The 25,788-nt window shown below is 71.2% G+C and carries 31 protein-coding genes and 1 riboswitch; of the genes, 4 read left to right on the top strand and 27 right to left on the bottom strand.

What is annotated here, in order from left to right; all coding sequences use genetic code 11:
• Window positions 1–59 precede the first annotated feature (59 nt).
• Window positions 60–163, top strand: a riboswitch (glycine riboswitch).
• A gap of 242 nt (window positions 164–405) precedes the next feature.
• Window positions 406–3,306: an aminomethyl-transferring glycine dehydrogenase gene (gcvP, locus tag AC067J_RS18920; RefSeq protein WP_478300549.1), complete on the top strand. Its 2,901-nt coding sequence runs from the start codon at window positions 406–408 to the stop codon at window positions 3,304–3,306.
• A gap of 172 nt (window positions 3,307–3,478) precedes the next feature.
• Here gcvP and AC067J_RS18915 read toward each other — a convergent pair whose 3' ends face one another.
• Entirely contained in the window at window positions 3,479–3,670 is a 192-nt protein-coding gene (locus tag AC067J_RS18915; RefSeq protein WP_478300548.1) for a DUF5999 family protein, read from the bottom strand.
• A 394-nt stretch (window positions 3,671–4,064) separates the two neighbouring features.
• Window positions 4,065–4,637: a hypothetical protein gene (locus tag AC067J_RS18910; RefSeq protein ID WP_478300546.1), complete on the bottom strand. Its 573-nt coding sequence runs from the start codon at window positions 4,635–4,637 to the stop codon at window positions 4,065–4,067.
• A 370-nt stretch (window positions 4,638–5,007) separates the two neighbouring features.
• On the opposite strand from AC067J_RS18910, the gene AC067J_RS18905 reads away from it, so the two are divergent.
• Both AC067J_RS18905 and AC067J_RS18900 read left to right on the top strand, forming a co-directional pair.
• On the top strand, window positions 5,008–6,513 hold the full coding sequence (locus tag AC067J_RS18905) for a glutamate-cysteine ligase family protein (RefSeq protein WP_478300544.1): 1,506 nt from the start codon (window positions 5,008–5,010) through the stop codon (window positions 6,511–6,513).
• A 135-nt stretch (window positions 6,514–6,648) separates the two neighbouring features.
• Window positions 6,649–7,437 (top strand): CPBP family intramembrane glutamic endopeptidase, encoded by a 789-nt coding sequence (locus AC067J_RS18900; RefSeq protein ID WP_478300542.1) that lies wholly within the window; start codon window positions 6,649–6,651, stop codon window positions 7,435–7,437.
• Between the two features lie 117 nt (window positions 7,438–7,554).
• Here AC067J_RS18900 and AC067J_RS18895 read toward each other — a convergent pair whose 3' ends face one another.
• A complete protein-coding gene (locus AC067J_RS18895; RefSeq protein WP_478300540.1) occupies window positions 7,555–7,854 on the bottom strand; it encodes a hypothetical protein in 300 nt (99 codons plus the stop codon).
• A 121-nt stretch (window positions 7,855–7,975) separates the two neighbouring features.
• Here AC067J_RS18895 and AC067J_RS18890 point away from each other — a divergent pair, with 121 nt between their 5' ends.
• Window positions 7,976–9,568 carry a recombinase family protein gene (locus AC067J_RS18890; RefSeq protein WP_478300538.1) on the top strand — a complete coding sequence of 531 codons (1,593 nt, stop codon included), beginning with the start codon at window positions 7,976–7,978 and terminating at the stop codon, window positions 9,566–9,568.
• A gap of 61 nt (window positions 9,569–9,629) precedes the next feature.
• On the opposite strand, the gene AC067J_RS18885 is transcribed toward AC067J_RS18890, so the two are convergent.
• From AC067J_RS18885 to AC067J_RS18770, 24 genes are all read right to left on the bottom strand, one after another.
• Window positions 9,630–9,851 carry a hypothetical protein gene (locus AC067J_RS18885; RefSeq protein WP_043477742.1) on the bottom strand — a complete coding sequence of 74 codons (222 nt, stop codon included), beginning with the start codon at window positions 9,849–9,851 and terminating at the stop codon, window positions 9,630–9,632.
• 24 nt (window positions 9,852–9,875) lie between these two features.
• The gene (locus AC067J_RS18880) at window positions 9,876–10,070 is read right to left on the bottom strand and encodes a hypothetical protein (protein ID WP_405007482.1); all 195 of its coding nucleotides are present in this window, start codon (window positions 10,068–10,070) and stop codon (window positions 9,876–9,878) included.
• Entirely contained in the window at window positions 10,067–10,669 is a 603-nt protein-coding gene (locus AC067J_RS18875; protein WP_478300535.1) for a hypothetical protein, read from the bottom strand. Before AC067J_RS18875 ends, AC067J_RS18880 begins: the two co-directional genes overlap by 4 nt.
• Window positions 10,653–10,823, bottom strand: coding sequence for a hypothetical protein (locus AC067J_RS18870; RefSeq protein ID WP_478300533.1), 171 nt, complete (start codon window positions 10,821–10,823; stop codon window positions 10,653–10,655). Before AC067J_RS18870 ends, AC067J_RS18875 begins: the two co-directional genes overlap by 17 nt.
• Window positions 10,820–11,125: a hypothetical protein gene (locus tag AC067J_RS18865; protein ID WP_478300531.1), complete on the bottom strand. Its 306-nt coding sequence runs from the start codon at window positions 11,123–11,125 to the stop codon at window positions 10,820–10,822. Before AC067J_RS18865 ends, AC067J_RS18870 begins: the two co-directional genes overlap by 4 nt.
• A gap of 18 nt (window positions 11,126–11,143) precedes the next feature.
• Window positions 11,144–11,320 (bottom strand): hypothetical protein, encoded by a 177-nt coding sequence (locus AC067J_RS18860; RefSeq protein ID WP_159400751.1) that lies wholly within the window; start codon window positions 11,318–11,320, stop codon window positions 11,144–11,146.
• 58 nt (window positions 11,321–11,378) lie between these two features.
• The gene (locus tag AC067J_RS18855; protein ID WP_478300529.1) at window positions 11,379–12,434 is read right to left on the bottom strand and encodes a sigma factor; all 1,056 of its coding nucleotides are present in this window, start codon (window positions 12,432–12,434) and stop codon (window positions 11,379–11,381) included.
• Between the two features lie 214 nt (window positions 12,435–12,648).
• Window positions 12,649–13,032, bottom strand: coding sequence for a hypothetical protein (locus AC067J_RS18850; RefSeq protein WP_478300527.1), 384 nt, complete (start codon window positions 13,030–13,032; stop codon window positions 12,649–12,651).
• 172 nt (window positions 13,033–13,204) lie between these two features.
• Entirely contained in the window at window positions 13,205–13,651 is a 447-nt protein-coding gene (locus AC067J_RS18845; RefSeq protein ID WP_478300525.1) for an endonuclease domain-containing protein, read from the bottom strand.
• Window positions 13,641–15,500 carry a DNA polymerase gene (locus tag AC067J_RS18840; protein WP_478300524.1) on the bottom strand — a complete coding sequence of 620 codons (1,860 nt, stop codon included), beginning with the start codon at window positions 15,498–15,500 and terminating at the stop codon, window positions 13,641–13,643. Before AC067J_RS18840 ends, AC067J_RS18845 begins: the two co-directional genes overlap by 11 nt.
• Window positions 15,501–15,511: 11 nt before the next feature.
• Entirely contained in the window at window positions 15,512–17,053 is a 1,542-nt protein-coding gene (locus AC067J_RS18835; protein WP_478300522.1) for a DNA primase family protein, read from the bottom strand.
• Window positions 17,050–17,955: a toprim domain-containing protein gene (locus AC067J_RS18830; RefSeq protein WP_478300520.1), complete on the bottom strand. Its 906-nt coding sequence runs from the start codon at window positions 17,953–17,955 to the stop codon at window positions 17,050–17,052. The genes AC067J_RS18835 and AC067J_RS18830 overlap by 4 nt, the downstream gene beginning before the upstream one ends.
• Window positions 17,956–17,977: 22 nt before the next feature.
• Window positions 17,978–18,382: a hypothetical protein gene (locus AC067J_RS18825; RefSeq protein WP_478300519.1), complete on the bottom strand. Its 405-nt coding sequence runs from the start codon at window positions 18,380–18,382 to the stop codon at window positions 17,978–17,980.
• On the bottom strand, window positions 18,382–18,561 hold the full coding sequence (locus tag AC067J_RS18820; RefSeq protein ID WP_478300518.1) for a hypothetical protein: 180 nt from the start codon (window positions 18,559–18,561) through the stop codon (window positions 18,382–18,384). The genes AC067J_RS18825 and AC067J_RS18820 overlap by 1 nt, the downstream gene beginning before the upstream one ends.
• Complete coding sequence (locus tag AC067J_RS18815) at window positions 18,558–18,737, bottom strand: hypothetical protein (protein WP_478300517.1); 180 nt, start codon at window positions 18,735–18,737, stop codon at window positions 18,558–18,560. The genes AC067J_RS18820 and AC067J_RS18815 overlap by 4 nt, the downstream gene beginning before the upstream one ends.
• Window positions 18,734–19,039, bottom strand: a complete 306-nt coding sequence (locus AC067J_RS18810; protein WP_478300515.1) for a hypothetical protein — start codon at window positions 19,037–19,039, stop codon at window positions 18,734–18,736. Before AC067J_RS18810 ends, AC067J_RS18815 begins: the two co-directional genes overlap by 4 nt.
• An 85-nt stretch (window positions 19,040–19,124) precedes the next feature.
• Window positions 19,125–19,877 carry a recombination directionality factor gene (locus AC067J_RS18805; protein WP_478300514.1) on the bottom strand — a complete coding sequence of 251 codons (753 nt, stop codon included), beginning with the start codon at window positions 19,875–19,877 and terminating at the stop codon, window positions 19,125–19,127.
• A gap of 117 nt (window positions 19,878–19,994) precedes the next feature.
• The gene (locus AC067J_RS18800; RefSeq protein ID WP_478300512.1) at window positions 19,995–20,792 is read right to left on the bottom strand and encodes a hypothetical protein; all 798 of its coding nucleotides are present in this window, start codon (window positions 20,790–20,792) and stop codon (window positions 19,995–19,997) included.
• 775 nt (window positions 20,793–21,567) lie between these two features.
• On the bottom strand, window positions 21,568–21,765 hold the full coding sequence (locus AC067J_RS18795; RefSeq protein ID WP_478300511.1) for a hypothetical protein: 198 nt from the start codon (window positions 21,763–21,765) through the stop codon (window positions 21,568–21,570).
• A complete protein-coding gene (locus tag AC067J_RS18790) occupies window positions 21,762–22,313 on the bottom strand; it encodes a deoxynucleotide monophosphate kinase family protein (RefSeq protein WP_478300509.1) in 552 nt (183 codons plus the stop codon). The genes AC067J_RS18795 and AC067J_RS18790 overlap by 4 nt, the downstream gene beginning before the upstream one ends.
• A gap of 191 nt (window positions 22,314–22,504) precedes the next feature.
• Window positions 22,505–23,131 (bottom strand): hypothetical protein, encoded by a 627-nt coding sequence (locus tag AC067J_RS18785; protein WP_478300507.1) that lies wholly within the window; start codon window positions 23,129–23,131, stop codon window positions 22,505–22,507.
• A 187-nt stretch (window positions 23,132–23,318) separates the two neighbouring features.
• Window positions 23,319–23,567 carry a hypothetical protein gene (locus tag AC067J_RS18780; RefSeq protein ID WP_478300505.1) on the bottom strand — a complete coding sequence of 83 codons (249 nt, stop codon included), beginning with the start codon at window positions 23,565–23,567 and terminating at the stop codon, window positions 23,319–23,321.
• A gap of 77 nt (window positions 23,568–23,644) precedes the next feature.
• Window positions 23,645–23,884 carry a hypothetical protein gene (locus AC067J_RS18775; RefSeq protein WP_478300503.1) on the bottom strand — a complete coding sequence of 80 codons (240 nt, stop codon included), beginning with the start codon at window positions 23,882–23,884 and terminating at the stop codon, window positions 23,645–23,647.
• The gene (locus AC067J_RS18770; RefSeq protein WP_478300502.1) at window positions 23,884–25,707 is read right to left on the bottom strand and encodes a LysM peptidoglycan-binding domain-containing protein; all 1,824 of its coding nucleotides are present in this window, start codon (window positions 25,705–25,707) and stop codon (window positions 23,884–23,886) included. The genes AC067J_RS18775 and AC067J_RS18770 overlap by 1 nt, the downstream gene beginning before the upstream one ends.
• Window positions 25,708–25,788 lie beyond the last annotated feature (81 nt).

The following is a 25,788-nucleotide window of genomic DNA, read 5'->3' as shown; positions in this document are numbered from 1 at the left end:
GAGTGACCTGACGCACCCGTGATCGCGCGACCTCCCGCTGGTACCCTGGGCGCGACCGCCGAGCCCGCTCGGGAGAGTCCCCGACAGTCGAAACCGCTGGTCGGGGCGCCGAAGGAGCAACTCCTCCCCGGAATCTCTCAGGCATCCGTACCGTGTGGGATAGGTCACTCTGGAAAGCAGGGCAGGACTGCGGGCGAGGGAGCCGGCGGACACCACCCTCACCGACGGTGCAAGCCGGCGGGGCGCCCACCGCGCTCCCGTGCGGGTGAAGCTCTCAGGTCCCGATGACAGAGGGGGAGGCCTGTCGGGTTCGTCCGCCACAGGCCGCTCCGCTGTTGTCCGCAGCGGCGAAGCCGTCCGGCGTACGTACCCCCGCCGGTCCGTGACCAGGAGGCCTCGACCACCATGAACGCCCAGCCGAACTCGGGACGCCCCACCACCCCCGCGACCCTCACCGAGCTCGAACAGGCCAGCCCCTTCGAGAACCGCCACATCGGCCCCGACGCCGCAGCGCAGGAGAAGATGCTGGCCCAGGTCGGGTACGGCTCGCTGGACGAGCTGGCCACGGCCGCCGTCCCCGAGGCGATCCGCTCCATCACCGCCCTCGACCTGCCCGCGGGCCGCAGCGAGGCCCAGGTCCTCGCCGAGCTGCGCGAGCTGGCCGGCCGCAACCAGGTGCTCCAGCCGATGATCGGCCTGGGCTACTACGGCACCTTCACCCCGCCGGTGATCCTGCGCAACGTGCTGGAGAACCCGGCCTGGTACACCGCCTACACCCCGTACCAGCCGGAGATCTCGCAGGGCCGGCTGGAGGCGCTGCTCAACTTCCAGACCCTGGTCTCGGACCTGACCGGCCTGCCCACCTCCGGCTCCTCCCTGCTGGACGAGAGCACCGCGGCCGCCGAGGCGATGGCGCTGGCCCGCCGCGTCACCAAGGTCAAGGGCGGTGTCTTCCTGGTCGACGCCGAGACCCTGCCGCAGACCGTCGCGGTCATCAACACCCGCGCCGTGCCGACCGGCGTCGAGGTCGTCGTCGCCGACCTGTCCGAGGGCATCCCGGCCGAGATCGCCGAGCGCGGCGTCTTCGGCGTGCTGCTCCAGTACCCGGGCGCCACCGGTGTGGTCCGCGACCTCACCCCGGTGATCGAGCAGGCCCACGGCCTCGGCGCGATCGTCGCCGTCGCCGCCGACCTGCTGGCGCTGACCCTGCTCAAGTCCCCGGGCTCGCTCGGCGCCGACATCGCCTGCGGCACCTCGCAGCGGTTCGGCGTGCCGATGGGCTTCGGCGGCCCGCACGCCGGCTACCTCTCGGTCCGCGCCGAGTACGCCCGCTCGCTGCCCGGCCGCCTGGTCGGCGTCTCCGTCGACGTCGACGGCAACCGCGCCTACCGCCTCGCGCTGCAGACCCGCGAGCAGCACATCCGCCGCGAGAAGGCCACCAGCAACATCTGCACCGCCCAGGTGCTGCTCGCCGTGATGGCCTCGATGTACGCGGTCTACCACGGCCCGGACGGCCTGGCCGACATCGCCCGCCGCACCCACCGCTACGCCGCCGCGCTCGCCGAGGGCCTGACGGCCGGCGGCGTCGAGCTGCTGCACGGCGAGTTCTTCGACACCGTCACCGCCGTCGTCCCGGGCCGCGCCGCGGAGATCGCCGCCGCCGCCCGCGCCAACGGCGTCAACGTGCACCAGGACGGCGAGGACCGGATCTCGGTCTCCACCGACGAGACCACCACCCGCGAGCACCTGGCGGCCGTCTGGTCGGCCTTCGGCGTCGAGGGCGTCGAGGTGCCGGAGGGCGCCGACGCGCTGCCCGCCGCGCTGCTGCGCCAGGACGAGTACCTGACCCACCCGGTCTTCCACAGCCACCGCTCGGAGACCGCCATGCTGCGCTACCTGCGCCGCCTGTCGGACCGCGACTACGCGCTGGACCGGGGCATGATCCCGCTCGGCTCCTGCACCATGAAGCTCAACGCGACCACCGAGATGGAGCCGGTGACCTGGCCGGAGTTCGGCCAGCTGCACCCGTTCGCGCCGGTCGACCAGGCCGCGGGCTTCCTCACCCTGATCCGCCAGCTGGAGCAGCAGCTGGTCGAGGTGACCGGCTACGACGCCGTCTCCATCCAGCCGAACGCCGGCTCCCAGGGCGAGCTGGCCGGCCTGCTGGCCGTCCGCGCGTACCACCACGCCAACGGCGACACCCAGCGTGACGTCTGCCTGATCCCGTCCTCCGCGCACGGCACCAACGCCGCCTCCGCGGTGATGGCCGGCATGCGCGTGGTCGTCGTCAAGACCCTGGTCGACGGCGACGTCGACGTGGCCGACCTCAAGGCCAAGATCGAGCAGCACCGCGACCAGCTCTCCGTGCTGATGGTCACCTACCCGTCGACCCACGGCGTGTACGAGACCGAGATCACCGACATCTGCGCGGCCGTGCACGACGCCGGCGGCCAGGTGTACGTCGACGGCGCCAACCTGAACGCCCTGGTCGGCCTGGCCAAGCCGGGCAAGTTCGGCGCGGACGTCTCGCACCTGAACCTGCACAAGACCTTCTGCATCCCGCACGGCGGCGGCGGCCCGGGCGTCGGCCCGGTGGCGGTCCGCGCGCACCTCGCGCCGTACCTGCCGAACCACCCGCTGCAGCCGGAGGCCGGTCCGGCCACCGGTGTCGGCCCGATCTCGGCCGCGCCGTGGGGCTCGGCGGCCATCCTGCCGATCTCCTGGGCGTACGTCCGGCTGATGGGCGGCGAGGGCCTCAAGCGCGCCACCCAGGTCGCGGTGCTGAACGCCAACTACATCGCCAAGCGGCTGGCCCCGCACTTCCCGGTGCTCTACACCGGCCCCGGCGGCCTGGTGGCGCACGAGTGCATCATCGACCTGCGCCCGCTCACCAAGGAGACCGGCGTCACGGTCGACGACATCGCCAAGCGCCTGATCGACTACGGCTTCCACGCGCCGACCATGTCGTTCCCGGTGGCCGGCACGCTGATGATCGAGCCGACCGAGTCCGAGGACCTGCACGAGATCGACCGGTTCTGCGACGCGATGATCGAGATCCGTGCCGAGATCGAGAAGGTCGGCGCGGGCGAGTGGGCCGCCGAGGACAACCCGCTGCGCAACGCCCCGCACACCGCCGCCACGCTGGTCGGCGACTGGGCGCACGGCTACACGCGGCAGGAGGCGGTCTTCCCGGCCGGCGTGAACCCGTCGGACAAGTACTGGCCGCCGGTCAGCCGGATCGACGGCGCGTACGGCGACCGCAACCTGGTCTGCTCCTGCCCGCCGCTGGACGAGTACGGCGTCTGACGCAGGACCGGTACAGCCGGTACGCGGAGACACGGACGGGGCAGGGCCCGGGCGGAACGTTCCGCCCGGGCCCTGCCCTCTGTTCGGTGGTGGTCCGACGGGTCCGGTCGGTCTGAAGGGGCCGGTCGGGCCGGTCGGGCCGGCCGGTGGTGGTGCTCCGGACCGGGGCGGGTCAGACCGCGTGGGCGGCCTGGCGGCGGGGGGCGATCACCCGGCCGTCGGGCAGCAGTTCGCCGGTGTCCTCGAACAGCAGGACGCCGTTGCAGAGCAGGCTCCAGCCCTGCTCCGGGTGGCAGGCCACGGGGACGGCGGCCTCTCGGTCCTCGGACTCGGCCGGCGGGCACTCAGGACGGTGCTGGCACATGTGTACCCTCGCTTCGCTCTGCGATCCTCCCCGTGACACGGTGCCGCCGGTTTGCCGTCGGGCGCTGCCGCGGTGGTCGGATTCTGTCCGGCGCCGGGCCAGGTGTGGACCGGCACTCAAGTGGGTAGGACAGGAGGTCCTTCCACGCTGGTTCCCAGTGTCGGCATCCGGGGACGCGCGCGCAGCGATTTCGTGACATGCGCCACAACCCCCGGGCAGAGATCACCCGTTCAGGTGGCCGTGGAGCGCACGCGGTTCCAGGTGGGCCATCCGGTGACCGGCCCGAGCAGGCCATGCCGGATGGCCCGCCCGGGTGATGACCGGGCGGGGCGGGGTGCGGGCGGGGCGAGGCGGGCGGGGCGGGGTGCGGGCGGGGCGGCGGGGCGCCCCGGACTCAGGGGGAGCCGAGCAGCAGCGGCCGGCCGACCGGCGTCCGCGTCAGCAGCGGCAGCAGCTCGGCGGCCGGGTGGGCGCGGTGCGCGGTGACCCCGAGCGGAGCCGGCGCCAGCGGGATCAGCAGGTCGGAGCCGGTGTCGCCGTCCGGGTCGTGCAGCCACAGGGCCGTCGCGTACTGGCCGGGGAAGGTCAGCAGCCGGGGCTGTCGGCGGGCCCGGGAGGACTGGGCGAGCTGCCAGGCCTGGCGCAGGGCCCGGACCGTCGAGTCCAGATAGGGGCCGGCGGTGAAGTGCGAGAAGGTATGGCCCTCGGCGCCCTGCACCACCTCGGCCGCGGCGGCCACCTCGGCGCCGTCCTTGATCAGGAAGCGCCACCCCGTCCGCCGGGCGGCGGCGAGCTCGGCGCGCGGCCCGTCCAGGACGTGGACGGCGAGCGGGTGCGCGGGGAGCAGTGCGCCGGTCGGATGGCGGAGCGCGGCGGCGGCGGGCTGGCGCAGCGCGGTCTCGGAGTCGAGTGCGGCGAGGACGGCGCGGAGCGCGCTGGGCGGGGGCTGGGGAGTCTGCAGAGTCATGGCAAGGTCGCCTCTCCGTGCGAGATCGGCGTGCGAGTGCGGCATACCGGCATGGCATGGTGCGTCGGCGGTGACGGAACCTGGGCCTTGTCCGGTTGGGCAGGATCGCGGTGCCGGCGCGGCCGCCGCCGTCGACGGTGGTCTCGGGCTGAAGGCGGGCCGGGCCGTGGGGCAGTGCGAATTCTACTCGAACAGGTGCGCAGGGTGACCTGTTTATCACAGGCGGTGGCGCCGAGCAAGTCGGCAGATTAGCTGAAACAGCATCAGTTCCCTTGCATTGCAAGCCGATCGAAGCGTTCGGGTATCGATCTTCCGGGTGGGCATGATGCTGGCACGGTCGGTCGGCCGGGCGGCTCAGGAGGAGGGGACCATGGGCGAGAAGGTCGTGGCGACGCGGGCGGACCTGTCGGACCGGCAGCTCTACCGGCGCAAGCTGCAGTCCTGCCTCGACGTGCTCGGCCGAATGCTCGAAGAGGACCGGTTCGACCGGCCACGGGCCGTGATGGGGCTGGAGATCGAGCTCAACCTGGCCGACGAGCAGGGCCTGCCGGTGATGAACAACGGGCAGGTGCTCACCGCGATCGGGTCCAGCGACTTCCAGACCGAGCTCGGCCGGTTCAACATCGAGGTCAACATCGCGCCGCACCGGCTCTGCGGGCACGTCTTCGAGGACCTGCGCGAGGAGATCGACACCGGGCTGCGCTACGCCGACCGCCGGGCCGGCGAGGCCGGTGCGCGGATCGTGATGGTCGGCATCCTGCCGACCCTGGAACACGACCACACCGGGCTGGACTCGATGTCCCACAACCAGCGGTACAGCCTGCTCAGCGACCAGATCCTGGCCGCCCGGGGCGAGGACATCACGCTGGACATCGAGGGGGTCGAGCACCTCCAGCTGGAGTCCATCACCATGGTGGCCGAGGCGGCCGCCACCTCCCTCCAGCTGCACCTGCAGGTGACCCCCGAGCGGTTCTCCTCGGTCTGGAACGCCGCCCAGGCGATCTGCGGCCCCCAGCTCGCGCTCGGCGCCAACTCGCCGTTCCTGTTCGGCCGGGAGCTGTGGCGGGAGACCAGGCCGGTCCTCTTCCAGCAGGCCTGCGACACCCGTTCGGCGGAACTCAAGGCGCAGGGGGTGCGCCCGATCACCTGGTTCGGCGAGCGCTGGGTGGACTCGGCGTACGACCTGTTCGAGGAGAACCTGCGGTACTTCCCGGCGCTGCTGCCGATCTGCGACGACGAGGACCCGGTCAAGGTGCTCGGTTCCGGCGGCGTGCCCCGGCTCGCCGAGATGCGGCTGCACAACGGCACCATCTACCGCTGGAACCGTCCGGTGTACGACGTCAGCGGCGGGGTGCCGCACCTGAGGGTGGAGAACCGGGCGCTGCCGGCCGGTCCGACCGTCGCCGACACGCTCGCCAACGCGGCGTTCTACTACGGCGTGGTCCGGGTGCTGGCCGAGCAGTCGCGGCCGATCTGGACCAGGCTGCCGTTCGAGCGGGCCGACGAGAACTTCCGGCAGGCGGCCCGGTACGGCGTCGACGGGGTCTTCCAGTGGCCGCGGTCCGGCCGGGCCGGACGCGGCGGCGGTCTGACCGCGGTGCCCGCCGTCGACCTGGTGCTGGGCGAGCTGCTGCCGATGGCCCACCAGGGACTCGACGCCTGGGGCGTGGAGCCGGCCGACCGGGACCGCTACCTCGGCATCATCGAGCAGCGCTGCCTGCGCCGGACCAACGGCGCCGCCTGGCAGAGCGCGACCTTCCACCGGCTGCGCGAGCAGTACGGGATGGACCGGCCGGCGGCCCTGGCGGCCATGACCCGGCGGTACATGGAGTACTCGCGCGGCGGGGAGCCGGTGCACACCTGGCCCGTGGGGTAGCGCGCGCCCGGGCGCCGCGGACCCGGACCGGGCCCCGGGACGCGCCCCGGGGCCGCTGTGGAAGGATGACCGCTCCGGCGGTCGGCCGACGGCCGGAGCGACGCCCGTCCGCCGCCGTCCGCGCTGGAGCACCTGGTGACCACCGTCCCGACCGAACCGGAGACCGCGAAGCCCACCCGCCGGCTGCTCGGGGTGGAGCTGCTGACCGTCCTCGGCCTGTCCCTCGGGGCCAGCGGCGTCGGCGCGCTGATCAGCTTCGCCGGCTCGCTCACCGAACCGCTCAACCTGGGCCGCCAGGTCGCCACGCTGAACGGCTCGCGCGCGCCCGGCCGGCCCTGGCTCGACCTCCTCTGGCAGCTGTACTACATCGGCCGCGGACTGATGCCGGTCGTGCTGGTCGGCTACCTGCTGGTCCGCGAGGGCGTGGCCCTGCGGGTGCTCGGCTTCGACCTCGGGCAGAAGCTGCGCGACCTGGGCCGGGGCACGGCGGTCGCGGCCGCGATCGGCGGTTCGGGGCTGGTGCTGTACCTCGCCTCGCAGGCGGCCGGCTACAACCTGACGGTCGCGCCGTCCGGGCTGCCCGACGTGTGGTGGCGGATCCCGGTGCTGGTCGCCTCGGCCTGGCAGAACGCGATCCTGGAGGAGGTCGTCGTCCTCGGCTACCTGCTGCGCCGGCTGGGGCAGCTGGGCTGGTCGTGGCCGGCCGCGGTGGCGGCGAGTTCGGTGCTGCGCGGCTCGTACCACCTGTACCAGGGGGTCGGCGGGCTGGTCGGGAACATCGTGATGGGGGTGGTGTTCTGCCTGCTGTACCGGCGGTGGGGGCGGGTGATGCCGCTGGTGGTGGCGCACGCGCTGATCGACACGGTGGCCTTCGTCGGGTACGCGTTGCTGGCCGGGCACGTGAGCTGGCTGCCGACCGGGTGAGGCCGGGAGGCCGGTTCGGCGGGTCCGGTTGGTCCGACGGGGTCGGTGGGTCCGGTGGGTCCGGTCGGGTGGTTCGCCGTGCGGGCCGGGTGGGGGTGGAGGGGAGTCAGCGGGGGGTCAGCCGGCCCCGGGCCGGGCGACCGGCGGGCGGAGGGCGGCGGGACGCGGCGGCCGGGCCAGCAGCCGGTCCACGTGGCGGCGTTCGAGGCCCTGGCCGGGGTCGATCGGCAGCAGTACGCGGTCGCGGCGCCAGAGCGCGTTGCGGACCAGCCGGCCCGGGATGACGTCGTCGATCCAGGCGAACGGCCGGCCGGCCGCGTAGCGCAGCAGCGGGGCCCACTTGCGGGCGGAGAACAGCTCCATCAGGGGGACGCACGGGTCGCCGGGCTGCGGCGTGTAGCCGGTGAAGCGGACCACCGGCAGCTCCGGCAGGCCGATCGCGGGGGCGATGTGGGTGTTGGCGTGCTCCTCCCAGAGCGACGGGTCGCCCTTGCACCTTCAGGATGCAGGCCCGTGCCGCTGACTGGAGAGTGGAACCATGGCTCGGAAGCCTGCCGGACCGGTGCGATATGTCGACCTGCTTCTGCGGAAGTCGCAGGTCGTCCGGGGTACGGCTGCCCGGGACATCCTGTCGCTGAAGGCGCAGGAACTGAGGGGCCGGGCGTGGGCCAAGCGGGACGGGTACGAGATCCGCAGGATCTTCCGCGAGAACCTTTCGGCCTACAAGAAGGGCGTGAAGCGTCCCGACTTCGACGCGGCGGTGCACGCGCTGCTTGACGGCGACTCGGACTGCCTGTGGGTGTACGACTCCTCCCGCTACTCCCGGCAGGGTGCGGGCGACGTGCTCAAGATCCTGGACGTCCCGGGCAAACGGCTCGTGTTCGACCTGGACCGGCTGGACACCGACATCCCCGCCGACCGCTCCCGCATCGTCGGCAAGGCGGAGGACGCCCGCGAGTACAGCCGGGTGCTGTCGGAGAAGGTCCGCGACACGAAGGCCCAGCAGCGCGAAGAGGGCAAGTGGCTCTCGATGGCCCCCTACGGGCTGAAGGTCACGAAGAAGCGCAAGCTCAAGCACGGCAAGTTCTGGCCGGTGATCGAGCGCATCCACCGGGAGGCCGCAGAGGGCAAGTCGAACTGGAAGATCGCGCTGGGGCTGAACGCCGACGGCTTCCGCTCGACGCGGGGCGGACCGTTCCGCTCGAACACGGTTGGCAAGATCCTTCGGAACCCGGTGTACCTCGGATGGCAGGTCGTGATCGTGAAGCGGCAGAGCCAGATCTACCTGAACGCGAAGGGCAAGCCGGTTCGGGTGTTCGCCAAGGGGGTGGAGGGCATCCCGCAGGAGGTCTGGGACAAGCACCGCAAGATCGCGGCCGGGATCGACCGGCGCGGGAACCTGCCGACGGTGGAGGAGCAGGCCAAGCCGGTCGAGCGCTCGCCCGCGTCGGGGCTGATGTGGTGCGACGGCGGGGGCCGCGACCCGAAGAAGGGGCACAGCGCGACGATCCATGGCGGCTCCTTCCGCTGCGGCCCGCTCAACCTCGGCGAGAAGACTTGCCCCGACCCGGTGACCGGGATGCGGACCTCGGTGGAACGGGTCCTCGCCAAGGAATGGCACACGAAGCTGACCACCGCCAGCCCGCTGGACCCGGTGATGCTGGCCGTCGCCGAAGGCTGGGTGGCCCTGGCACACCCGGAGGAGAGCAAGAAGGAGAGCGAGGCGCGCGGGCAGATCAAGCTGGCGGAGGAGGCCGTGGCCAAGCTCGACCGGCTCAACGCGGGTGGCGCGTACACCGGCCGCGACGGCGAGGAGACGTTCATCAAGCTGCGCCGCGCTGCGGTGGAGGACGTGGAGAGCGCGCGGAAGGAGTGGGAGGCTGTGGCCAAGCCAATGGCGGACATCGCGGTGCTGAGAGATCCCGAGCGCTGCCTGAAGCTGTGGGAGACCGGGGACGCGCACTACCGGGGACAGCTGCTGCGCCTCGCCATAGACAAGGTGTTCTTGAAGAAGGCCCCTTACCAGGGAGCGCGGTTCAAGGCGGACCGGTTGGACATCGTGTGGAAGACGCCGCGCGGGTGGAAGCCGCCGAAGAAGGCGGAGAAGAAGCCCGGGGCGGGCGAGTCCTGAAACGTAGAAAAGGCCCCCGGTCAGCACTGTGCGAGCAGTGCCGGCCGGGGGCCTTGGTGTGTCAGGAGACGAGGGTTTGGAGGATGGCGAGGGCCAGCCTGCGGGTGCGGCCGATGTCGGCCAGGAGGGGTACTGCCTCGGCGGGGACGCGCGGGGCGTTCAGCAGGGCTCGGGCTTCGGCGGTGCTGACGTACTGGGTCAGCAGATACTCGCCGTTTCGCCGGTCGGCTTGGAGCACACTGAGAACCACCTCGGCGATCACCCAGCATTCGGGCTCGCGCATCTTGCTATCAAACCACCGCAGGTGTCACCACCCGAGGCTTTCGATGTCATTGGACAGATCGAGCGCCACGTGCTCCGGAAGGGGGACGACCGTGCGGGTGATCTGGCCGGGAGCGTGGTGCTCGGTCTCGATGACGATGACGCGCTCTCCGGCGGGGGTGCGGGCCTCGTAGGCGCGGGCGGCCTGGTGGACGACGGCGTGGACCACGGGGACGCTCACGACGCGCCCTTCAGGAGGTAGTTCGCCATGGCGATCTTGGAGGCGACTCCGGCGTCCGGGCCGAGCAGTTCGGAGGCGCGCAGGAACGCGCGCTCGCGCTCGGCGGTGCCGGGCTGCGGGAGCATCGTGTCGGCGAAGGTCGGCGGCTGTGGGGCGGGGTAGGCGGTCGGGTAGTCGGTGACGATCGGCTGCGGGGCAGTGAGCTGGTCGGCCAGGACCGGCTGCGGGAGGGCGGAGGGCGAGGTGGAGCCGCCGGCCGCGAGGTAGGGGGTGCCGTCCTGTCGCGCCTGCTCGGCCTGGCGGGCGGCCTCCATCTCACCGAGGCGTCGGGCGGCCTCGGCCTCCTCCTGGCGTACGCGCTCGATCTCCAGCGCGGTGGCGCGGGACTGGGCGGCGGCCTGGACGAGGGTGGCGCCCAGGGACTCGGCCACCTCGGGGTTGAGGTAGATGGAGGCGGCGGTCTCGCCGCAGTGGACGAGCAGGCCGATGTCGCCCTCGCCGTCCACGTGGGTGCGTGCGTAGTCGCGGGGGCCGTCGTACTTGCAGGGGAAACGGTGCTCGTCCAGGTGGACGGTGTGCTGCTCAGTCGCGGTGGTCATCGGTGCTCTCTCCGGTGGGTGCGGTCAGGAATTCGGCGATGCGCAGGACGGCGCTCACCCGGGCGTCGATCGGCTGGTCCTGGTAGCCGCGGGCGTTGGTGGCCATCTCGGTGACGGTCTTCTGGGCGAGGGCCAGGGCCTCGGGGCGGTTCACCGCTTCTCCCAGTGCGAGTCGATGCCGAACAGGGGCGGCGGGGCGGGGCGGTCGTACAGGCCGCCGGCCGTCGGCTTGGGCGCGGAGACGCGTTCGGCCTTGGCCTCGCGGTCCAGGACGCTGGCCTGTCGGGCGAGGTAGGCGGACAGCTCGCGGCACTGGTCGGCGGTGAGGCGGGCGGGGCGGGCGGTCTCCGCACCCACGGACAGGGCGAGGACGCCGTGCATGCGCTCGTTGCGCACGCCGACGACGGAGCCGAGTCGGACGGTCAGGGTGGCCTTGTGCTCCGTGCTCTCGATCATGGGGTTCTCTCTCCTCGGTCAGGTGAACAGGTTCATGAAGGCGTGGACTTCGCGGGCGGTGTGCCCGCCGTCGTAGCGGACGCTCTCGCCGTTGTGGGTGATCTCCAGGCCGTAGCCGTCGCTGTGGCCGGGGTCGGCGAAGACGCGCAGCACCGCGCCGCCGGACAGCTCGTAGGTTCCGACCGGGGACTTCATCTCGCGTTCCTTCCGTAGGGGCTCGGAAGGGTTGAGTCGGGGCGGTTAACAGCGGCGGTCACGCGGCGGCCCTCATCTTCTTCAGGGCGCGCGACCACGTGGCCTTCACGGTGCCGGGGGTCTTGCCCAGGGCCTCGGCTATCGCGGTGGCGTCGAGCTTCCCGGCGGAGGTGAGCATCGGGGGCTCGCCGTCGAAGCCGAAGGCGGCGCGCGCGATGGCGGCCTCGCCCGGGGACATCGCGGCCAGTAGCGCACCGGCCTTCACCTCGGCGGCGGCGGTGAAGCGGGCGCTGGTGTCGGCGTCGGCTTCGTGGTCCACGATCGCGCCGCTGGCGTGCTTGCCCCGCTTGGTGCCGGTGACCTTCACGCCCTTGCAGCGAACGGCGTCGCGCGAGACCTCCAGGGGGTTGAGGGCCAGGGAGGGCTGGAGGGTGGTGCACCAGCCCGCAGTGGTGGCGGCGGCGACGACCGGCAGCCCGTCCTTGACGGCCAGGCGCAGGCGGGCGGCACGGGGGGTGGTGCCGAGCTGGGTGTACTCGACCAGACGGTCCGGGTCCTGCGCGGTGGAGGCGTCGAGCGCGCTGTCCGGCACGGCGGTGATCGGCACGGGGCGCTCGAAGGCTGCGGCGACGGTGGCGGCCCGGTCGGGCGAGAAGCGGGCGCTGGTCTCGGGGTGGTTGATGAGTTCGGCCTTCGCGGCTTCGAAGTCCCCGCCGGAGCGGGCCAGGGCGCCCATGAACGTGCCTGCGCTGTCGCGGGCCACGCCGGGGGCGATCTCGCGGGTGGCCGCCGAGCGGCCGTCGAGCTTGGCCCGCTGGAAGGCGTAGCTCGTGAACTTGGCGGTGTTGTCGCCTTCGGTGTCCCAGGTGTGGATCGCGCGCCAGAAGGAGAGGCGCATCTCCTGGGCGATGTCCTGGGCGGCCTGATGGCTGTCGCCCTCCATGTGTGCCGCGCGCTTGCGCGCCACCGAGCGGGCGATGCCGTCCAGCTCGGTCAGGATCTCCTCGGTGGCGACCCGGCCTCGGTCGAGCTTGCCCATGCCGGTCAGGGCGGTGAGGGGCTTGGGGGTCTGGGCGAGGGAGATCAGGGCGGGCGTGATGCAGGACGAAGACATGGTGGTTCCTTGGCATGTACAGAACAGATAGGTGGGCGTGCGGTATCGCCGCGCGGCGGACCGCAGAAGGGCATGGCGAAGCCCACGGCCGGCGGATCGGCCGTGTCAGGGCATGAAGAAGCCCCGGCGGGCACTGGGCCGCGTCGGGGCATGAAGAAGCCCCTGCTGTGTCGGGTCAGCCGAGAGCAGGGGCGGGCGGCGGACTGACGTCAGGTCAGGCCGCGGGTACTCCCGGGCCGCTTCGGCAGGGGCCGGGCGAGTCCGAGAGGGTGAGGCGTCGGGAGATCAGGGCCATGCAGCGCGACAGTCGCAGGTGGGCGGCTCGCATGCGCCGCACCTGGCGGGGGGCGAACCGCACCGCCCGGTGGGCGTGCCGACCGGCTAAGGCCCGCAGCATCTGCCGGATGAAGTCGCATCCGGCGGGCTCGGCGGCAAGCGCCTCAAGGGCGAGGTGGCTGCCGTCGATGATCCCCATCGCGCGGCGTACGGCCAGTGCGATGGTGGGGGTGATGGTGCGCGCGACCTCTCGGCGGACCCGGCCGATACGGCGCAGGTGCCACCGGGAACCACAGGTGCGCGACCATCCGCCCCGCCTCATCGTGACTCCCAGTAGTGGGCCGCGCATCCTCCGGCGCAGCATGTGAGGCGAGCCTAAACATGTGTCTGTTGTGTGCTCAACAGGTGTATGTCGAGTGAATAGAGACTTTCGTCCCGATCATGGCCACTGCCTGCGGATTCGTGGGTAAAAGGGAGGTAATGTGACGTCTGCCTCACTTGCCGTGTATGCGTAGATAGTCCGCTCCTCGGTCGAGCCGGGCGGAGGAGTCCCCGAAGTGCCCCAGGGCGCTGTTCTCGCCCCTGCACAGAAGCCTTCTGACGGCCTGTCCGTAGGGTTTGTCGTGGTCGTGGTCGACCACCAGACGGTCCCCGGCGGCGGCCTTCTGGCCACAGATCGCGCACCGCCACCGCTGGCTGCGACCCATTCGTTCGTAGTCGCTCAGGGTGATGCCGTAGACCCTGCGGAGCCGGGCGTCGCGCCGCTTGCGGATGACCTGCGGGTCGCGGCTGGCCCGGTTGTTGGCGGCCTTCACGCACGGCCGGCACACGTTCGCCCGCCCGTTGGGGGCGCGCTTGCGCTTCCCGAACTGCGGCAGGGGCTTCTCGTCGTCGCAGACCTCGCAGAACTGCGTGAACTCGCTTTCCGGTTCACGCCGCATAGGCCCACTCCTTCGGCAGCTTGTAGCCGTCGGCCCAGCTCGGCCCGTAGACCTCCGCGTCGGTGTCCAGCGGGACGCCCAGCAGGTCCATCCGCATGGCCTCGGCGCAGGCGCGGGCGACGTCCGCGGCCTCCTTCTTCGGGGCGGTGCCCACGACTTCGTCGTGCACCCACATGGTCAGGTAGGGGGTCAGGCCCTGCTCGTCCATCTTGATCAGCGCCTGTCCCATCGTGTCGCGGGCGGTGGACTGGCAGGCGTAGGCGACGCTCTTGTACAGCTTGTCCCGGTCCAGGTGGAGGCGGCGGCCGGTGACCGTGGTCATCGTGCACCGCTCCGCCAGCGCGACCCGTTGCATCTTGCGGGCCCAGCGCTTGATGCCGGGGAACGCCTTGCCGTAGCGCTGGAGGGTGTCGCGCATGACGTCGACCGGCTGACCGGTCTGCTTGGCCAGCGTCACCGCGCCGCCCTGGTAGGCGGTGCCGAGCCCGGCAATTTTGGCCAGGGTCCGCTGGGCCTTGGTGTACTCCTCGCCGAACATCAGCGTGGCGGCGTAGCCGTGGAGGTCGTGGCCTTCGGCGATGGCCCGGGTCATCCGGGTCTCGCCCGACAGGGCGGCCAGCACCCGAAGCTCGACCGCCTGCTGGTCCACGCTGAAGTACACGTGCCCCCGCTCGGCGACCACCGCGCGCCGGATCTCCCACCCGTGGGAGGGAAGCTGTGCCATCGCCGGGTCGGAGTGCGAGGCACGACCGGTCTGGGCGCCCAGTGGGTTGATCTTCGGATGGATGCGGTCGAACGCGTCGCGGCCCGCCAGCATCGCCTGGGCATAGCTGGTCGACCACTTCCCGGCCCTCTTCGCCCGCAGTACGGCGTCGGCCAGGACGTTGGGCTCGCGCATCCCCAGGCGCTTCCAGTCCTGATCGAGATCGGCCAGCGGCAGAAGCACCTCCTTGGCCACCGACAGCGCGCCGCTGTCGGTTTTCTCCGTCAACCGCTCGCCCATCCCGAGCAGCGCGCCGGCCACCTGGTCCGGGGAGTTCACCGAGTCGACGCCGAAGCGCGCCGCCACAGCGGAGAACTTCTCCTTCTGCGCGCCGAGCCGACCGACCAGGCCCTCGGTGTACTCCGGGTCGATCAGCATCCCGCGCCGCTGGAGCTTGGCGCACACCAGCGCGAGGCGGTGTTCGTAGGGCAGCAGCGCCGAGCGCAGTCCCTCGGCCTTGTAGCGGGCCAGCAGCCTGGGCAGCAGCCTGGCGACCAGCAAGGCGTCGAGACCGGCGTACAGCTCGAAGACGGGGTGCGAGAGGCTGATGCCCGCCCACCCGGTCGCCTTCGTGAACCCCAGCCCGTTGAACACCTGCGTCAGGTCGCCCTGCGTGTCGGGCGCGGCCGGGTCGACGTACCAGGCCGACAACGGCTTGAGGGACAGGCCGATGCCGCCCTCGTAGTCGTGGCGGCTGTCCAGGAGGTGGGCGGCCACCCGGGAGTCCTGCGCGCGGGGGTAGAGGTCTTCGAGCCGGATGCCGAACTCGGTGTCGACCTTCAGCGCGTCGAAGCTCAAGTTGTGCGCGACGAGGTTGGGCAGCTTCGCCAGGGCCTCGCGGGCGGCCTCGCGGAACGCACCGCCGAGTTCGACGGGGATGACGTACGCGGTGTGGGTGTCGCCGAACTGGACGAGCCGTATTCGGTCCGTCCACGCCAGGCCGGTGGTCTCGGTGTCGAAGCCCAGCAGGGTGCCGGCCGCCGCGTGGGCGGTCCACCAGGTGCGGAACTCCCGCAGGTCGGCCGCCCGTTCGGCGACCTTGATCTCGACCGGCTCTCCCGCCAGTCGGTACGGGTGTACCCGCATGTGCTCGCTTCCTAGTAGTCGTTGGTGGTGTCGAACACTCCCGGCCCGGCCGGAACCGCCTGGCCCGCGAACCTCACGCCGAGCAGCACCCGGCCCTTCGTCATGCGGTGCTGGCGGATGCCGCGCTCGTCCAGTGCGCTGATGAATCCGCGGCGCGTCCATGCCTTCTCGCCCTGCGCCTCCGACCAGTCCCGATACGCGTTGTAGGCGTCCTGGGCAGGCACGTGGCTCTTGTCGCTGTCGACCTTCACCAGCACGTCCGTCAGGAACTCCGCCAAGGCGTCGGAGTTCTCCTTGAAGTTGGAGGTGGCGGACTTGATGCAGTCGGGCTCCTTCAGGCCCTCGGCGTACCACTCGACGGCTCCCTGGACGGCCCACGCGGCGATCCCCTCGGCCTCCTCGCGCAGATCGGCGAAGATGCCGTGGTCCCGCTCCTCCGGCTTGAAGTACCGGTCGAACTTGATCAGCTTCACGCGCCTCCACAGGCCGGTGTCCTGCGAGCGGAAGTTGGGCGAGTGGTTGGAGGCCAACCACAGGAGGAAGGTCGGCTGGTAGGTGAAGAAGTTCTCCCGCATGAACCGGGCGGTGAGGCGGTCCGAGCCGGTGGCGCGCTTCAGCACGCTCTCGCTCATCGGCTTCCCGGCCTCGCCCTCGCTGGCCATCACCATCCGGGCCCCGCGCAGCGCGGCCAGGTCGGCGGGGATCGAGCTGCCCCGGTCTTCGAACGTTTCGAAGCGGGTGGTCTCGGACAGCGCGTCGAAGACGTAGGACAAGGTGTCCAGGAACACCGACTTGCCGTTCGCGCCGACGCCGACCAGCACCGCGAACGCCTGCTCCGCGGTCGACCCGGTGATGCCGTAGCCGCACAGGCGGCGCATGTAGTCGACCATCAGCGGCTCGTTCGGGAACACCTCCTTCAGGAACCTCCGCCACCGCTTGGCCTTCTTCAGCCGGTCGTACTTCCACGGGAGGGCCTTGGTCAGCATGTCCGCCGGGTCGTGCGGCTGAAGGCGGCCCGTGCGCAAATCCACGGTCCCGTTGGCGAACGAGATCAGGTGCGGCCGGTTGTCGAAGTCGTCCACGTCGCAGTGCACGCCGCGCACCGACGCCAGTTCGCGGATCAGGTCGTCAATCCTGCGGGCCATCGTGAAGCCCTTCGCCGCCTTCGCCAGCGGCAGCGCCTGCACCTGCTTCTCGTACTCGGCGTCCAGCGCCTCCCCGGCGAGCTTCAGTTCCAGGGCGGCGCGGATGATCTCCTTCTCGCGGGCCAGCGTCTCCACCATCGCCGCCCCGAGGTCGTGGGCGGCCTGGCGCACCAGCACCTCGGACCGCGTCCAGCAGGTCCCCGTCCACACGTGGAAGCCGACGCCCTCGGCGTACTTGATGCCGCCCTTCATGAACTGGACCAGGGCGTGGGCGTTGACGATGTCGCTCGCCCCGTACCGGGACGCCGCCTCGCGGTAGGCGGCCACCGCCTCGGCCGGCGGCAGCGTCAGCGCCGCCTTCTGCGGCGCGTAGGGGGTAGTCAGGCTGTCGATGGCGTATGCCGTCATCGCTTCTCTCTCCATACTGCGTAGTCCTTGAAGCCCTCGGGCAGCGTCAACTGCCGGGCGGTCACCTCCCGTTGGTGGAGGGCGGCGAGGATGGTCCGGGCGAACTCCCGCCCGGAGCGGTCGTTGTCGCCACACACCCGCACGTCGCGGCCGGCCAGTCCGGCGGCCAGCGCGTCCAACGTGGTCGGGTCGTTGTTGAGCAGCGCGGCCCCGCGCACGCCGACGGCGTTGTAGCCGTCGGCGACGACCGCCAGCGGGTCCGACAAGCCTTCGGCCACCACCCACGGCGCGGCCGGGTCGGGCCCGGGGAACACACCGAAGCGCTGCCACTCGTAGCCCTCGGGGTTGGCGAGCGAGATCCACCGGCCGGGGCAGCGCCCCGTCAGGTCCCGGCCCTGGGCGCCCCTGGCCACTCCCGCAAAGTCGGCCATCGGCACTACGAGGCGGGGATACCGGACGAACGAGACCGGAACCCAGTCGGGGCACGGCTGCGGCCCCGGCCACCAGCGCAGGCCCAGCCGGCCCTGCTCGGCCGCCGACAAGCCGAAACGTTTCTGCGTGTAGGACGTGGCCGGGGCGGCGTCGACCTCACCGGCCGGCAGGGAGTCCAGCCACACCCGCAGGCCCGCCGTCAGGAACGGGGAGACCGGTTCGGGCCGGGCCTCGGCGACGGCGACCAGGCCCTCGGCGTCCACGTTGAACAGGTGCCGGGGCAGCAGGTCCAGCGCGGCGACGATGTCCTCGAAGCGGCACCCGGCGCGGCAGGCCAGGCCCACCATGCCGCTGGTCTTCAAGTTGATCCACAGCGACGGCTTCCCGTCGTCGTGGGCCGGGCAGCGCGCCACCCACTCGCCCGCCTGGTAGTCCCGCCACTCCTCCAGGCGATCCAGGATCTCCCGCATGCGCACTGCCCTGCTCCTCTCTTCAGTAGCCGGCCTCCCGCAGAGCGCGGACGATCGCGGCGTGCGTGCGGATGGACGTGACGGCGTACCCGTCCTCGGTCCGGGCCCGGGGTCGCTTCACGTACGCGACGCCGAACGGCAGCCCCGCGTTCTTCGCCTCGACCTCGGCCTGGCGGACGTAGGCGGCGAGGTCGTACGACTTCTCGGCCTTGCACTCACCGGCGAACGGGCGCACCCCGAGATCGCCGATGTCGTTGACGCCTTCCTGGACCTGGCGGCGGATGTTGTCCGGGTCCAGGGGGTCCTTCCATCGGACAGCGCGGTCGCCGTCCTTCCACAGCTCCCGGTATTGGCCGAGCTGTTCGTTCAGGTAGTCGGCCACCGCGGTCTCCCAGCCGGTGCCCTTGGCTTTGTTGCGGTTGGCCACTAAGCGGTCACCACCGTCAGGCCCGCGCCACGGAACACGGCCACCGCAGCGGCCTCCCAGTAGCGGGCGAAGTCCGGGCGCTGCCGGGCGTCGTGGAGGAAGAGGACCAGGTCCCCGGGGCCTGCGGTGCGCAGGTCACCGAGGGGTGGGGCGATGCCCGCCCCGACGCGGTACGTCACGTCTCGCCCTCCCCCTGGCGCGGTTCGCGGAAGTCGACGGTGTGGGCGGCGTCCGAGGCCCGCAGCAGGCGGCGCGGAGAAGCACCTTCGGCGGCCAGCGCCCGCGCGCGGGCGTGCAGGAAGGCCCGGCGTTCTTCGGGCGGGACCTTCCACAGCGGCGTGGAGTGGTCGGTCACCGGGCCGGGCCCTCCTCCGGCAGATGCGTCCAGGAGGTCCGGCGCGCGATGTGACGGCATGCCCGCTCGGAGATCTCGAAAGCCTCGGCGAGGGCGGAGAGGCTGGCGCCCAGGTCGGCCGCGCGCCTGATCGCGTGGACCTTGCGTTCGGTCAATTTGGCCTGGCTGTTGCGGGTGCCGGCCGACGGCGGCCGGGGCGACTCGCGGAAGGCCATGCGCATGATCTCCTGCGCTCGGTCGGTCGCAGGCAGGACGTTGACGAGGCGGGCCGGGATCGGCTCCGCCGTGGTGGGGGTGTGCACGGGGTTCTCTCTCCAGGGAAACGGGAGCGGGACCGGCCTCCGAAGAAGCCGGTCCCGCTGGTGGTGGTGCTGGGTGGAGCGCCGGTTAGAACGGCGGCTCCTCCTCGACGGCCGAAGCCGGAGTGTCGGTGATGGCCTGCTCGTACGCCTTGATGACCTTGGCGGTGAGCTTCTGGTAGTCGACCTCTCGGCCGGCCTTGTTCGTGTAGTTCACGCGCTCGTTGATCAGGTTGACCAGCGCGGGGCCGTCGACCTTGGCCAGCGCGTTCTTCAGCGCGGGCAGCTCACTGATCAGCGACCAGCCGCTGGACTTGTAGCGGAAGACGCCCAGGTGCGGGTCGTGGGCCAGGGTGAAGGCGATGCGGATGTCCGGCTTGGGGCCCCGCTCGTCCTTCGCCCGCGCCTTCAGCTCCGCGATGGTGCGCGGGCAGCGGCACGGCACGCCCACGTCCTCCGGCGGGGACAGGAAGGCCCGGGTGTCGCAGTGGTGGGCGAGCTTGCCGTTGACCCAGTGCTTCATGTCGAACTGGATCGCGTCGGGGCCGTCGATGACGACCTCGACCCGGTCGGTGTCGGTGTCCACCGCGATGGCGTCCTCGGCCTCGGTGTCCAGCTCGTGAGGCGTGCCGCCCAGCAGTTCCGCCACGGCGTCGGCGGTGGCCGGCACCGCGCTGGTGACGCGCCACTTGTGCAGGGCACGGGGGAAGCCGCCGTTCGGGTCGGGCTCGTAGGCCCGGAAGGTCCCGGCGATGTCCGGGCGGGCGTTGGCCTCGGCGCGCTCCGCGCGCTCCGCCAGCTCGGGGTCGGAGTTGAAGATGTTGTCGAGTGCGTCGCTCAAGTGCAGTCCGTTCTTTCGGGTCGGTGGCCGCCGGTCGGTCGGCCCCGTGGGTGTTGAGTCGTGGCGGTTAACAAGCCGCCCCGAGAGGGTTGAGTCGTGGCGGTTAACAGGCCCTGGTCAGGAGGCGCGCCGGGCGGTGCCGGTCACGTGGCCGGACTCGTGCTTCCAGGCGACGCGGCCGATGATCCCGGCGTCCGAGGCCCGGTCGTCGGCGAAGCGCTGGCGCAGGGTGAGGAACCGGTCGAAGATCGGGCGGTCGATCGTCACCGGGCGGAACTCGGCGCGGGTCGGGGTGATGTGCAGCACCGCCCCGGCGTCGACCTTCGGGAACGGCACGATCCTGCGGTCCACGGTGATCAGGTGGTCCGCGTGGGCGTAGGCCGCGAGCTGGTAGGCGACCGACAGGTACACGCTCTTGCTGGTCTTCAGGTCGCCCAGGACCGTCTTCCCGTTGATCTTCACCATGAAGTCGAAGCTTCCGGCGTAGTTGTGGCTGGACGACCAGGCGACGTCTTCCGCGTTCAGCAGCTCGGGCTGGTAGCGGTCGAGCCACGATTCGATCGCCGGGACGTACGGCTCCACGTCGTGGTGCGGGTAGGGCACCTCCTCGCCGCGAAGCCGCAGTTCGAAGAAGTCGTGGACCAAGCTGCCGACGTCGGCGCGCAGCTTGGTGTACCGCTTCGCGGAGTACTTGAGGAAGTCCACGGCCGCCTGGCGGTCGCGGGCGGCGATGCGCTGGACGACATCCAGGTCGGTCACCGCGGCCTCGGCCGCCATGCCGGCCGACCAGTCCTGAAGGAAGGGCTTCGCCTCCATCGACAGGATGCTGGTCACCGAGGGGGCGAGGTCGCCCGACTCCGGGTGGACGTAGTAGCGCGAACCCTTCTGGTGGATCGTGCGGACGCCTTCAGACATGTGTTCCTTTCGGTGGCGGGCATGAAAAAGCCCCGACCGTCCAGAGGACGGCCGGGGCCCAGGCTTACCTGCCTTACTTACCTTACTTTGCTTGCTTGTACGTGACGGCGGAGCAGCGCCCATAGGAGAGGTGCGGTCGTGCCGACAGTAGCGGCGGCCATCACTGACCAGCCGTCCTGCTCATGGAGAACCACAGTCGTCAGCGCACCGTGTGCGCCAACCACCACGTCTCCCCAGGTCACGGGCCTACTGGCCCCTGCGGGAGGAAGGGGATTCCACTGTGTCATGATGGGGGGCGTTCCTTTCGGGTCCCTAAGAGAGTCGCGCGAGGAATACGAGGGCCACCCCCTGTCCGGGGTGGCCCTCACTCGCATTTGGCATCTTAGGGCCCGTCAGATACGCGCGCCAAATCGCCGACCCCGAAGATCGATCAGCGGACATCGATGCAGGTCAGAGGCTTTCCGAATGACTGTCATGTTGCAACCTGTGGCGATGTCAGTTGGCGTCCGGGGAGGCCAGTTGCCAGACATTAGCCTTTGGGGTCCCAAAGGCTAACTTCAGAGCATGATTACAAAGCTCCGGGCTAACAAGTATTGAGAAGCAAAACGATTACTCTTTCAGCCTAACGAAACGATTGCTCTTTCAGCCTAACGAAACGGATAGTCTTTGAGACTAACGAATCCGTTATCTTTGGGCCTAATCGGCACGGTATCCATCCCGTATCGAGCTGGTTAGACATACGACACGGACCGTATGTCATCCGCGTTAGACCCGGTCAGGCAGCGGAGAGCAGCGAGGGCAGGGTGTCCGAGAAGCCGGGCACCTCCGCCTCGACTCGCCCGTTCGCGGCCTGCTCGTCGGCCTCCCGCTCGTCCGGCGTCAGCAGGTCCGGCACGGGCGTGTAGATGAAGACGACGTTCTCGATCGCGGTAGCGGTGCGGTCGATCGCGTCGAAGCGCTCGCGCAGTGTCACAGGGCCTCCAGGGCTTCGCGGATTCGGGTGTGGAAGTCGGGCAGGGTGCCGGTGTTGGGGACCACCAGGTCGGCGTGCTCGGGTCCGAGCTGTTCGCTCGGGTGCTCGCCGTCGGCTCCGCCCCGGTCGATGAACCAGACCGCGAAACCCGCGTTCCGCAGCGCGTCCACCTCGTTCACGAAGCGCACGTCCGTAACGACGACCGGGCCAGCGATTGCGGCGGCGGTGCGCAGGCAGCGGGTGATCCAGAAGTCCGGGTCGACGTGGCGGCGGACGCCCTCCGTGCCGAGCCGCTGAAGGAAGCGCCGGGCCTCCGGGAACCTGTCCTTCACGGCCTCCCAGCCGTGGCGGTCCACCGCGTCGGCCAGGTGGACCGGCACCGGGGCGTTAACGCCCAGCAGCTCGATGCCCACCACCGGGTCGATGTCGTAGGCCAGGGCCTTCAGCGGGTCGGCCAGCGCGAGCCGGGTGACCCCGTACTCGGCCAGGACCCCGGCCGCCGTGTCCTTGCCGGACCGGGCCCGGCCGATCAAGGCGATGTTTCTCATGTCTAGACCTCCTCGCCACTGTTAAGCGGCCACGGTTAACACCGGCACCCTGGGCCGCGCGCCGGCCAACCCGGTGCACCTCTCCACAGCCGTTGAGGCGCCACGGTTAACAAGCACGCCAGCGGCAGGCCCGGAACGCGAAAAGGCCCCGCCCTCCCCGAGGTGGGGAAGGCGGGGCCTGGGGTCGGAGGTCAGCTCAGGGAGTCCTCCAGCGCGAGCAGCGCGGCGCGGGTCTCGGCGAGTTCCTGGCGGAGCTGGTCACGGGTCTCCGCGTCCAGCGCCTGCGGGCTGAGCGTGGCGAGGGCGAGGCGGAAGCTGCGGACCACCTGCGGGCTGCGGGCCGGGGGGATCGCCAGGTCTTCGTCCTCGGCGAAGGCGATGCGGCTGGCGACCTGGAGTGCCCGGCGGTTCGCCGAGACGATCTCCTTCTGAGCCTGCGGCACGATCCGGTAGTACGCGAAGATCTCGTCCGACGAGGCCAGCCCGGGGAACAGCTTCTCCCGCTGGGCGGGGTCGTGGTCCAGGCTTCGGACGTAGTCGACCCGGACCTGGGACATGGCCGCGCGAACGGCGCGCGAGGCGGTGTCGCGGTCCTCCTTCAGCTTCTTCCGCCGCTCCGTGGAGTCGCCCGGAACAGGCTTCAGGCCCATGGCGTCCAGGAGATCGGACATCCACATCCGTGCGGCGTAGCTCTCTCGACGCAGGTCCGGCCGACCGTCGGCGTTCGTGAACAGCAGCGCAGTCTCGAACACGACTTCCGCGAGGGGCCCGTACTCGCGAGCTTGGACAGTCTTGGCGAGCGGCAGGGCCCTGTCCATGATCTCTTGGGCGCCAGGGACGTCCTGCCAGCTCGCTTTGGACGGTTTCCTCGCGGCCATGGATTCCTCTCAGGTGGATCGGGCGGAATCCGGTACGAACACCGTCCGCCAGCCATCCATTCCACCACGCCGTCCCCCGGAACGAGGAAAGGCCCCGGCCCGCCCGAAGGCAGGCCGGGGCCCGGGTTCATCGCTTGATCTTCATACCGTCCTCGCCGACCACCGGGGCCTGGCTCTGCTCGGGGTGCGGGCAGGCGCAGCACTCGGCGAGGGCTTCGGTGCGGGCGGCCTCGCTGTTGGCGGCGTCGGTGGCGTGGGTGACGACGCGCTTACCCGCGGAGTGCCCGCCGGCCATCGCGGCGGCGGCGAGCAGCAGGCCGACGATGGTCTCGTTGGTCTCGATTCCGGCGAGCTTGGGCACGACGGTGCCGAGCACGGTCAGCAGCGCGACGACGGCCGAGCGGGCGCGGACGGGGTTGTCGGTGATCCAGGTCTTCAGGTTGTCGATGGTGGTCAGCCCTTCAGGCGTACGACGACGTCGGTGATCAGGGCGGTGCCGCCCGCGAGGCCGGAGGCGACGACGCCGTAGCGCCAGACCTCCAAGGCGCGGACCCGGTCTTCGTGGTCGCGCAGGGTCTGGTCGACGGCGTCACTGCTCTGGGCCAGCGAGCGGACGTCCTCCCGCACGCCCACCAACTGGTCGTATATCTCGCGCGGGCCGATGACCACGCCCAGAGGCTCGTTCTCGGGCATCAGTAGCCCCCTTCGTTCCAGGCGATCGACTCGAAGCTGCCGTAGGTCGCGTTCGCGTAGCGAACCCCGGCGACGATGGAGTCCACGGGGTTGAGGATGTTGCGGTGGCCGGGCAGCGAGTACGCGTCGAACGTGGGCTTGATGGTCTGGAGCAGGCCGTACGTCCCGCCGTAGAGCGCTTCGTTCGAATCCCAGTGGTTTTCGGCGAGGGGGTTGCCGCCGGACTCGACCATCGCGCGGTGTTCGATCGCCGCCGCGCTGGGGACGAGGTCGCCGTTCGCCCGGAGGATGTCCCGGGCCTGTTCGATCCACCCAGCGAGGTCGTCGGAGTAGCCGGTGTTCGGGGTGGCCGGCACCTCCTCGACCTGCGGGGCCGGGGCGGGTTCGGCCGGTGCGGACGCGGCGGGCTCCGGAGCCGGGGCGGGGGCTGCCTTGGGCGGGGCCGGGCGCGGGACGGGGGCGGAGCCGTCCGGGATCACGACGTCCTGGCCGGGGAAGATCAGGTCGGGGTTCGCCACGGTGCCCGCGTTGGCGGCGACCAGCGCCTCCAGGGTGACGCGGCGGTCGGCGGCGATGTCCCACAGGGTGTCGCCGGGCACGACGGTGTGGACCGGCGCGGCGGCGGCCCCGGCCGTGGCGGTGGGCAGGCTGATGACCTGCCCGACCTCGATCCGGTCGGGGTCGAGCACCTGCGGGTTGGCGTTGACCACGGCGTCCAGGCCGACGCCGTGGCGGGCGGCGATGGCCGAGAGGGTGTCGCCCGCTGCGACGGTGTGGGTGGCCGCGCCCGGGGCCGGGGTCGGCAGCGGGTCCGGGTTCGGGGCGGGCTGCTCGGTCTCGGCCGGAGCAGGGGTCGACTCCGGGGTGGGCTGCTCGGTGGCCGGGGCGGCGGTCGGGGACGCGGTGGCGGCGGGGACGGTGATCTGCTGGCCCTCGGTGATTCGGTCCGGGTTGTCGATCTGCGGGTTCAGCGAGAGCAGCCCGGCAACCGTGGTGCCGAGCGCCACGGCGATGCCGCCCAGGGTCATGCCCCGGCGGACGGTGATCGTGCGGGTGGCCGGCGGGCGCGGCACGGGGGCGTCGCCGAACTGGGCGAGAAGGCGGGCGAGCTGCCGGGGGCCGGGGATGCCGTCGGCGTCGGCGGTGTCGCCGAGCTTGAGCTGCCAGGCACGGAAGGACTCGGTGTCCGCGCTGCCCCAGACGGGGCCGGGGCCCTCGGTGTAGCGGGAGCAGCCCGCCCGGACGAGGGCGCGGCCCATGACGGTGATGTGCTCGCCGCGCGCACCCGGGCCGTACGGCTTGCCGTCGATGGTGACGGCCTGGCCGCTCGGGGTGCCGGTGCTGCCGCTGGTGGTGTAGGCGGGGCGGCCGACGCCGAGCACGACGGAGCGGGGGCGGACCTTGCGGGCGACGCAGCCGCCGGAGCCCTGGCCCGCGCCGGAGCTGCGGGCGGTGTTGCCCTCGACGGTCTTCACCTGCTGGCCGGGCGCGGAGTCCTCCAGCACGATGCCCACGTGGTCGGCGGTGGGGCCGCCGTCCCAGGTGAAGAAGATGACGTCGCCGCGCTTGAAGGCGGCGTCGCGGCCGAGCCACTGGCCCTTGTTGCGGAACGCCTGGACGTGGCTGGGGCAGTAGGCGAAGCGGCCGACTGCTGCGGCCTCGCCGCCCTTGTCGGCGCACCAGGAGACGAACATGTCGCAGAAGGGTTCGTGGTTGAAGCCCGGGGCGTACCACTTCCCGAAGGGGGTGTCGTAGTACTTGCCGTTCGGGGAGAGGCCGCCCCGGTAGTTCTGGTCGGCCCACTTCAGGGCCTCGGTGATCATTGCTTCGCGGGAGATGGAGCAAGTTCCTTTCGGGCATGGCGAGTGGACCTCCTCGTTGGAGGAGGTCCACTCGCCATCAGC

The sequence above is a fragment of the Kitasatospora sp. NPDC042419 genome (genome assembly GCF_056437345.1).
The sequence above is the reverse complement of the archived record's forward strand: the minus strand, read 5'-3'. Positions and strand labels throughout refer to the sequence as shown.

Bases quoted from the DNA above. Each gene is read 5' to 3' on its own strand.
- gcvP (WP_478300549.1), top strand. From the start codon at position 406: ATGAACGCCCAGCCGAACTCGGGACGCCCCACCACCCCCGCGACCCTC.
- AC067J_RS18915 (WP_478300548.1), bottom strand. From the start codon at position 3,670: ATGTGCCAGCACCGTCCTGAGTGCCCGCCGGCCGAGTCCGAGGACCGA.
- AC067J_RS18910 (WP_478300546.1), bottom strand. From the start codon at position 4,637: ATGACTCTGCAGACTCCCCAGCCCCCGCCCAGCGCGCTCCGCGCCGTC.
- AC067J_RS18905 (WP_478300544.1), top strand. From the start codon at position 5,008: ATGGGCGAGAAGGTCGTGGCGACGCGGGCGGACCTGTCGGACCGGCAG.
- AC067J_RS18890 (WP_478300538.1), top strand. From the start codon at position 7,976: ATGGCTCGGAAGCCTGCCGGACCGGTGCGATATGTCGACCTGCTTCTG.
- AC067J_RS18885 (WP_043477742.1), bottom strand. From the start codon at position 9,851: ATGCGCGAGCCCGAATGCTGGGTGATCGCCGAGGTGGTTCTCAGTGTG.
- AC067J_RS18875 (WP_478300535.1), bottom strand. From the start codon at position 10,669: ATGACCACCGCGACTGAGCAGCACACCGTCCACCTGGACGAGCACCGT.
- AC067J_RS18865 (WP_478300531.1), bottom strand. From the start codon at position 11,125: ATGATCGAGAGCACGGAGCACAAGGCCACCCTGACCGTCCGACTCGGC.
- AC067J_RS18860 (WP_159400751.1), bottom strand. From the start codon at position 11,320: ATGAAGTCCCCGGTCGGAACCTACGAGCTGTCCGGCGGCGCGGTGCTG.
- AC067J_RS18855 (WP_478300529.1), bottom strand. From the start codon at position 12,434: ATGTCTTCGTCCTGCATCACGCCCGCCCTGATCTCCCTCGCCCAGACC.
- AC067J_RS18850 (WP_478300527.1), bottom strand. From the start codon at position 13,032: ATGAGGCGGGGCGGATGGTCGCGCACCTGTGGTTCCCGGTGGCACCTG.
- AC067J_RS18845 (WP_478300525.1), bottom strand. From the start codon at position 13,651: ATGCGGCGTGAACCGGAAAGCGAGTTCACGCAGTTCTGCGAGGTCTGC.
- AC067J_RS18840 (WP_478300524.1), bottom strand. From the start codon at position 15,500: ATGCGGGTACACCCGTACCGACTGGCGGGAGAGCCGGTCGAGATCAAG.
- AC067J_RS18835 (WP_478300522.1), bottom strand. From the start codon at position 17,053: ATGACGGCATACGCCATCGACAGCCTGACTACCCCCTACGCGCCGCAG.
- AC067J_RS18830 (WP_478300520.1), bottom strand. From the start codon at position 17,955: ATGCGGGAGATCCTGGATCGCCTGGAGGAGTGGCGGGACTACCAGGCG.
- AC067J_RS18800 (WP_478300512.1), bottom strand. From the start codon at position 20,792: ATGTCTGAAGGCGTCCGCACGATCCACCAGAAGGGTTCGCGCTACTAC.
- AC067J_RS18790 (WP_478300509.1), bottom strand. From the start codon at position 22,313: ATGAGAAACATCGCCTTGATCGGCCGGGCCCGGTCCGGCAAGGACACG.
- AC067J_RS18785 (WP_478300507.1), bottom strand. From the start codon at position 23,131: ATGGACAGGGCCCTGCCGCTCGCCAAGACTGTCCAAGCTCGCGAGTAC.
- AC067J_RS18775 (WP_478300503.1), bottom strand. From the start codon at position 23,884: ATGCCCGAGAACGAGCCTCTGGGCGTGGTCATCGGCCCGCGCGAGATA.
- AC067J_RS18770 (WP_478300502.1), bottom strand. From the start codon at position 25,707: ATGATCACCGAGGCCCTGAAGTGGGCCGACCAGAACTACCGGGGCGGC.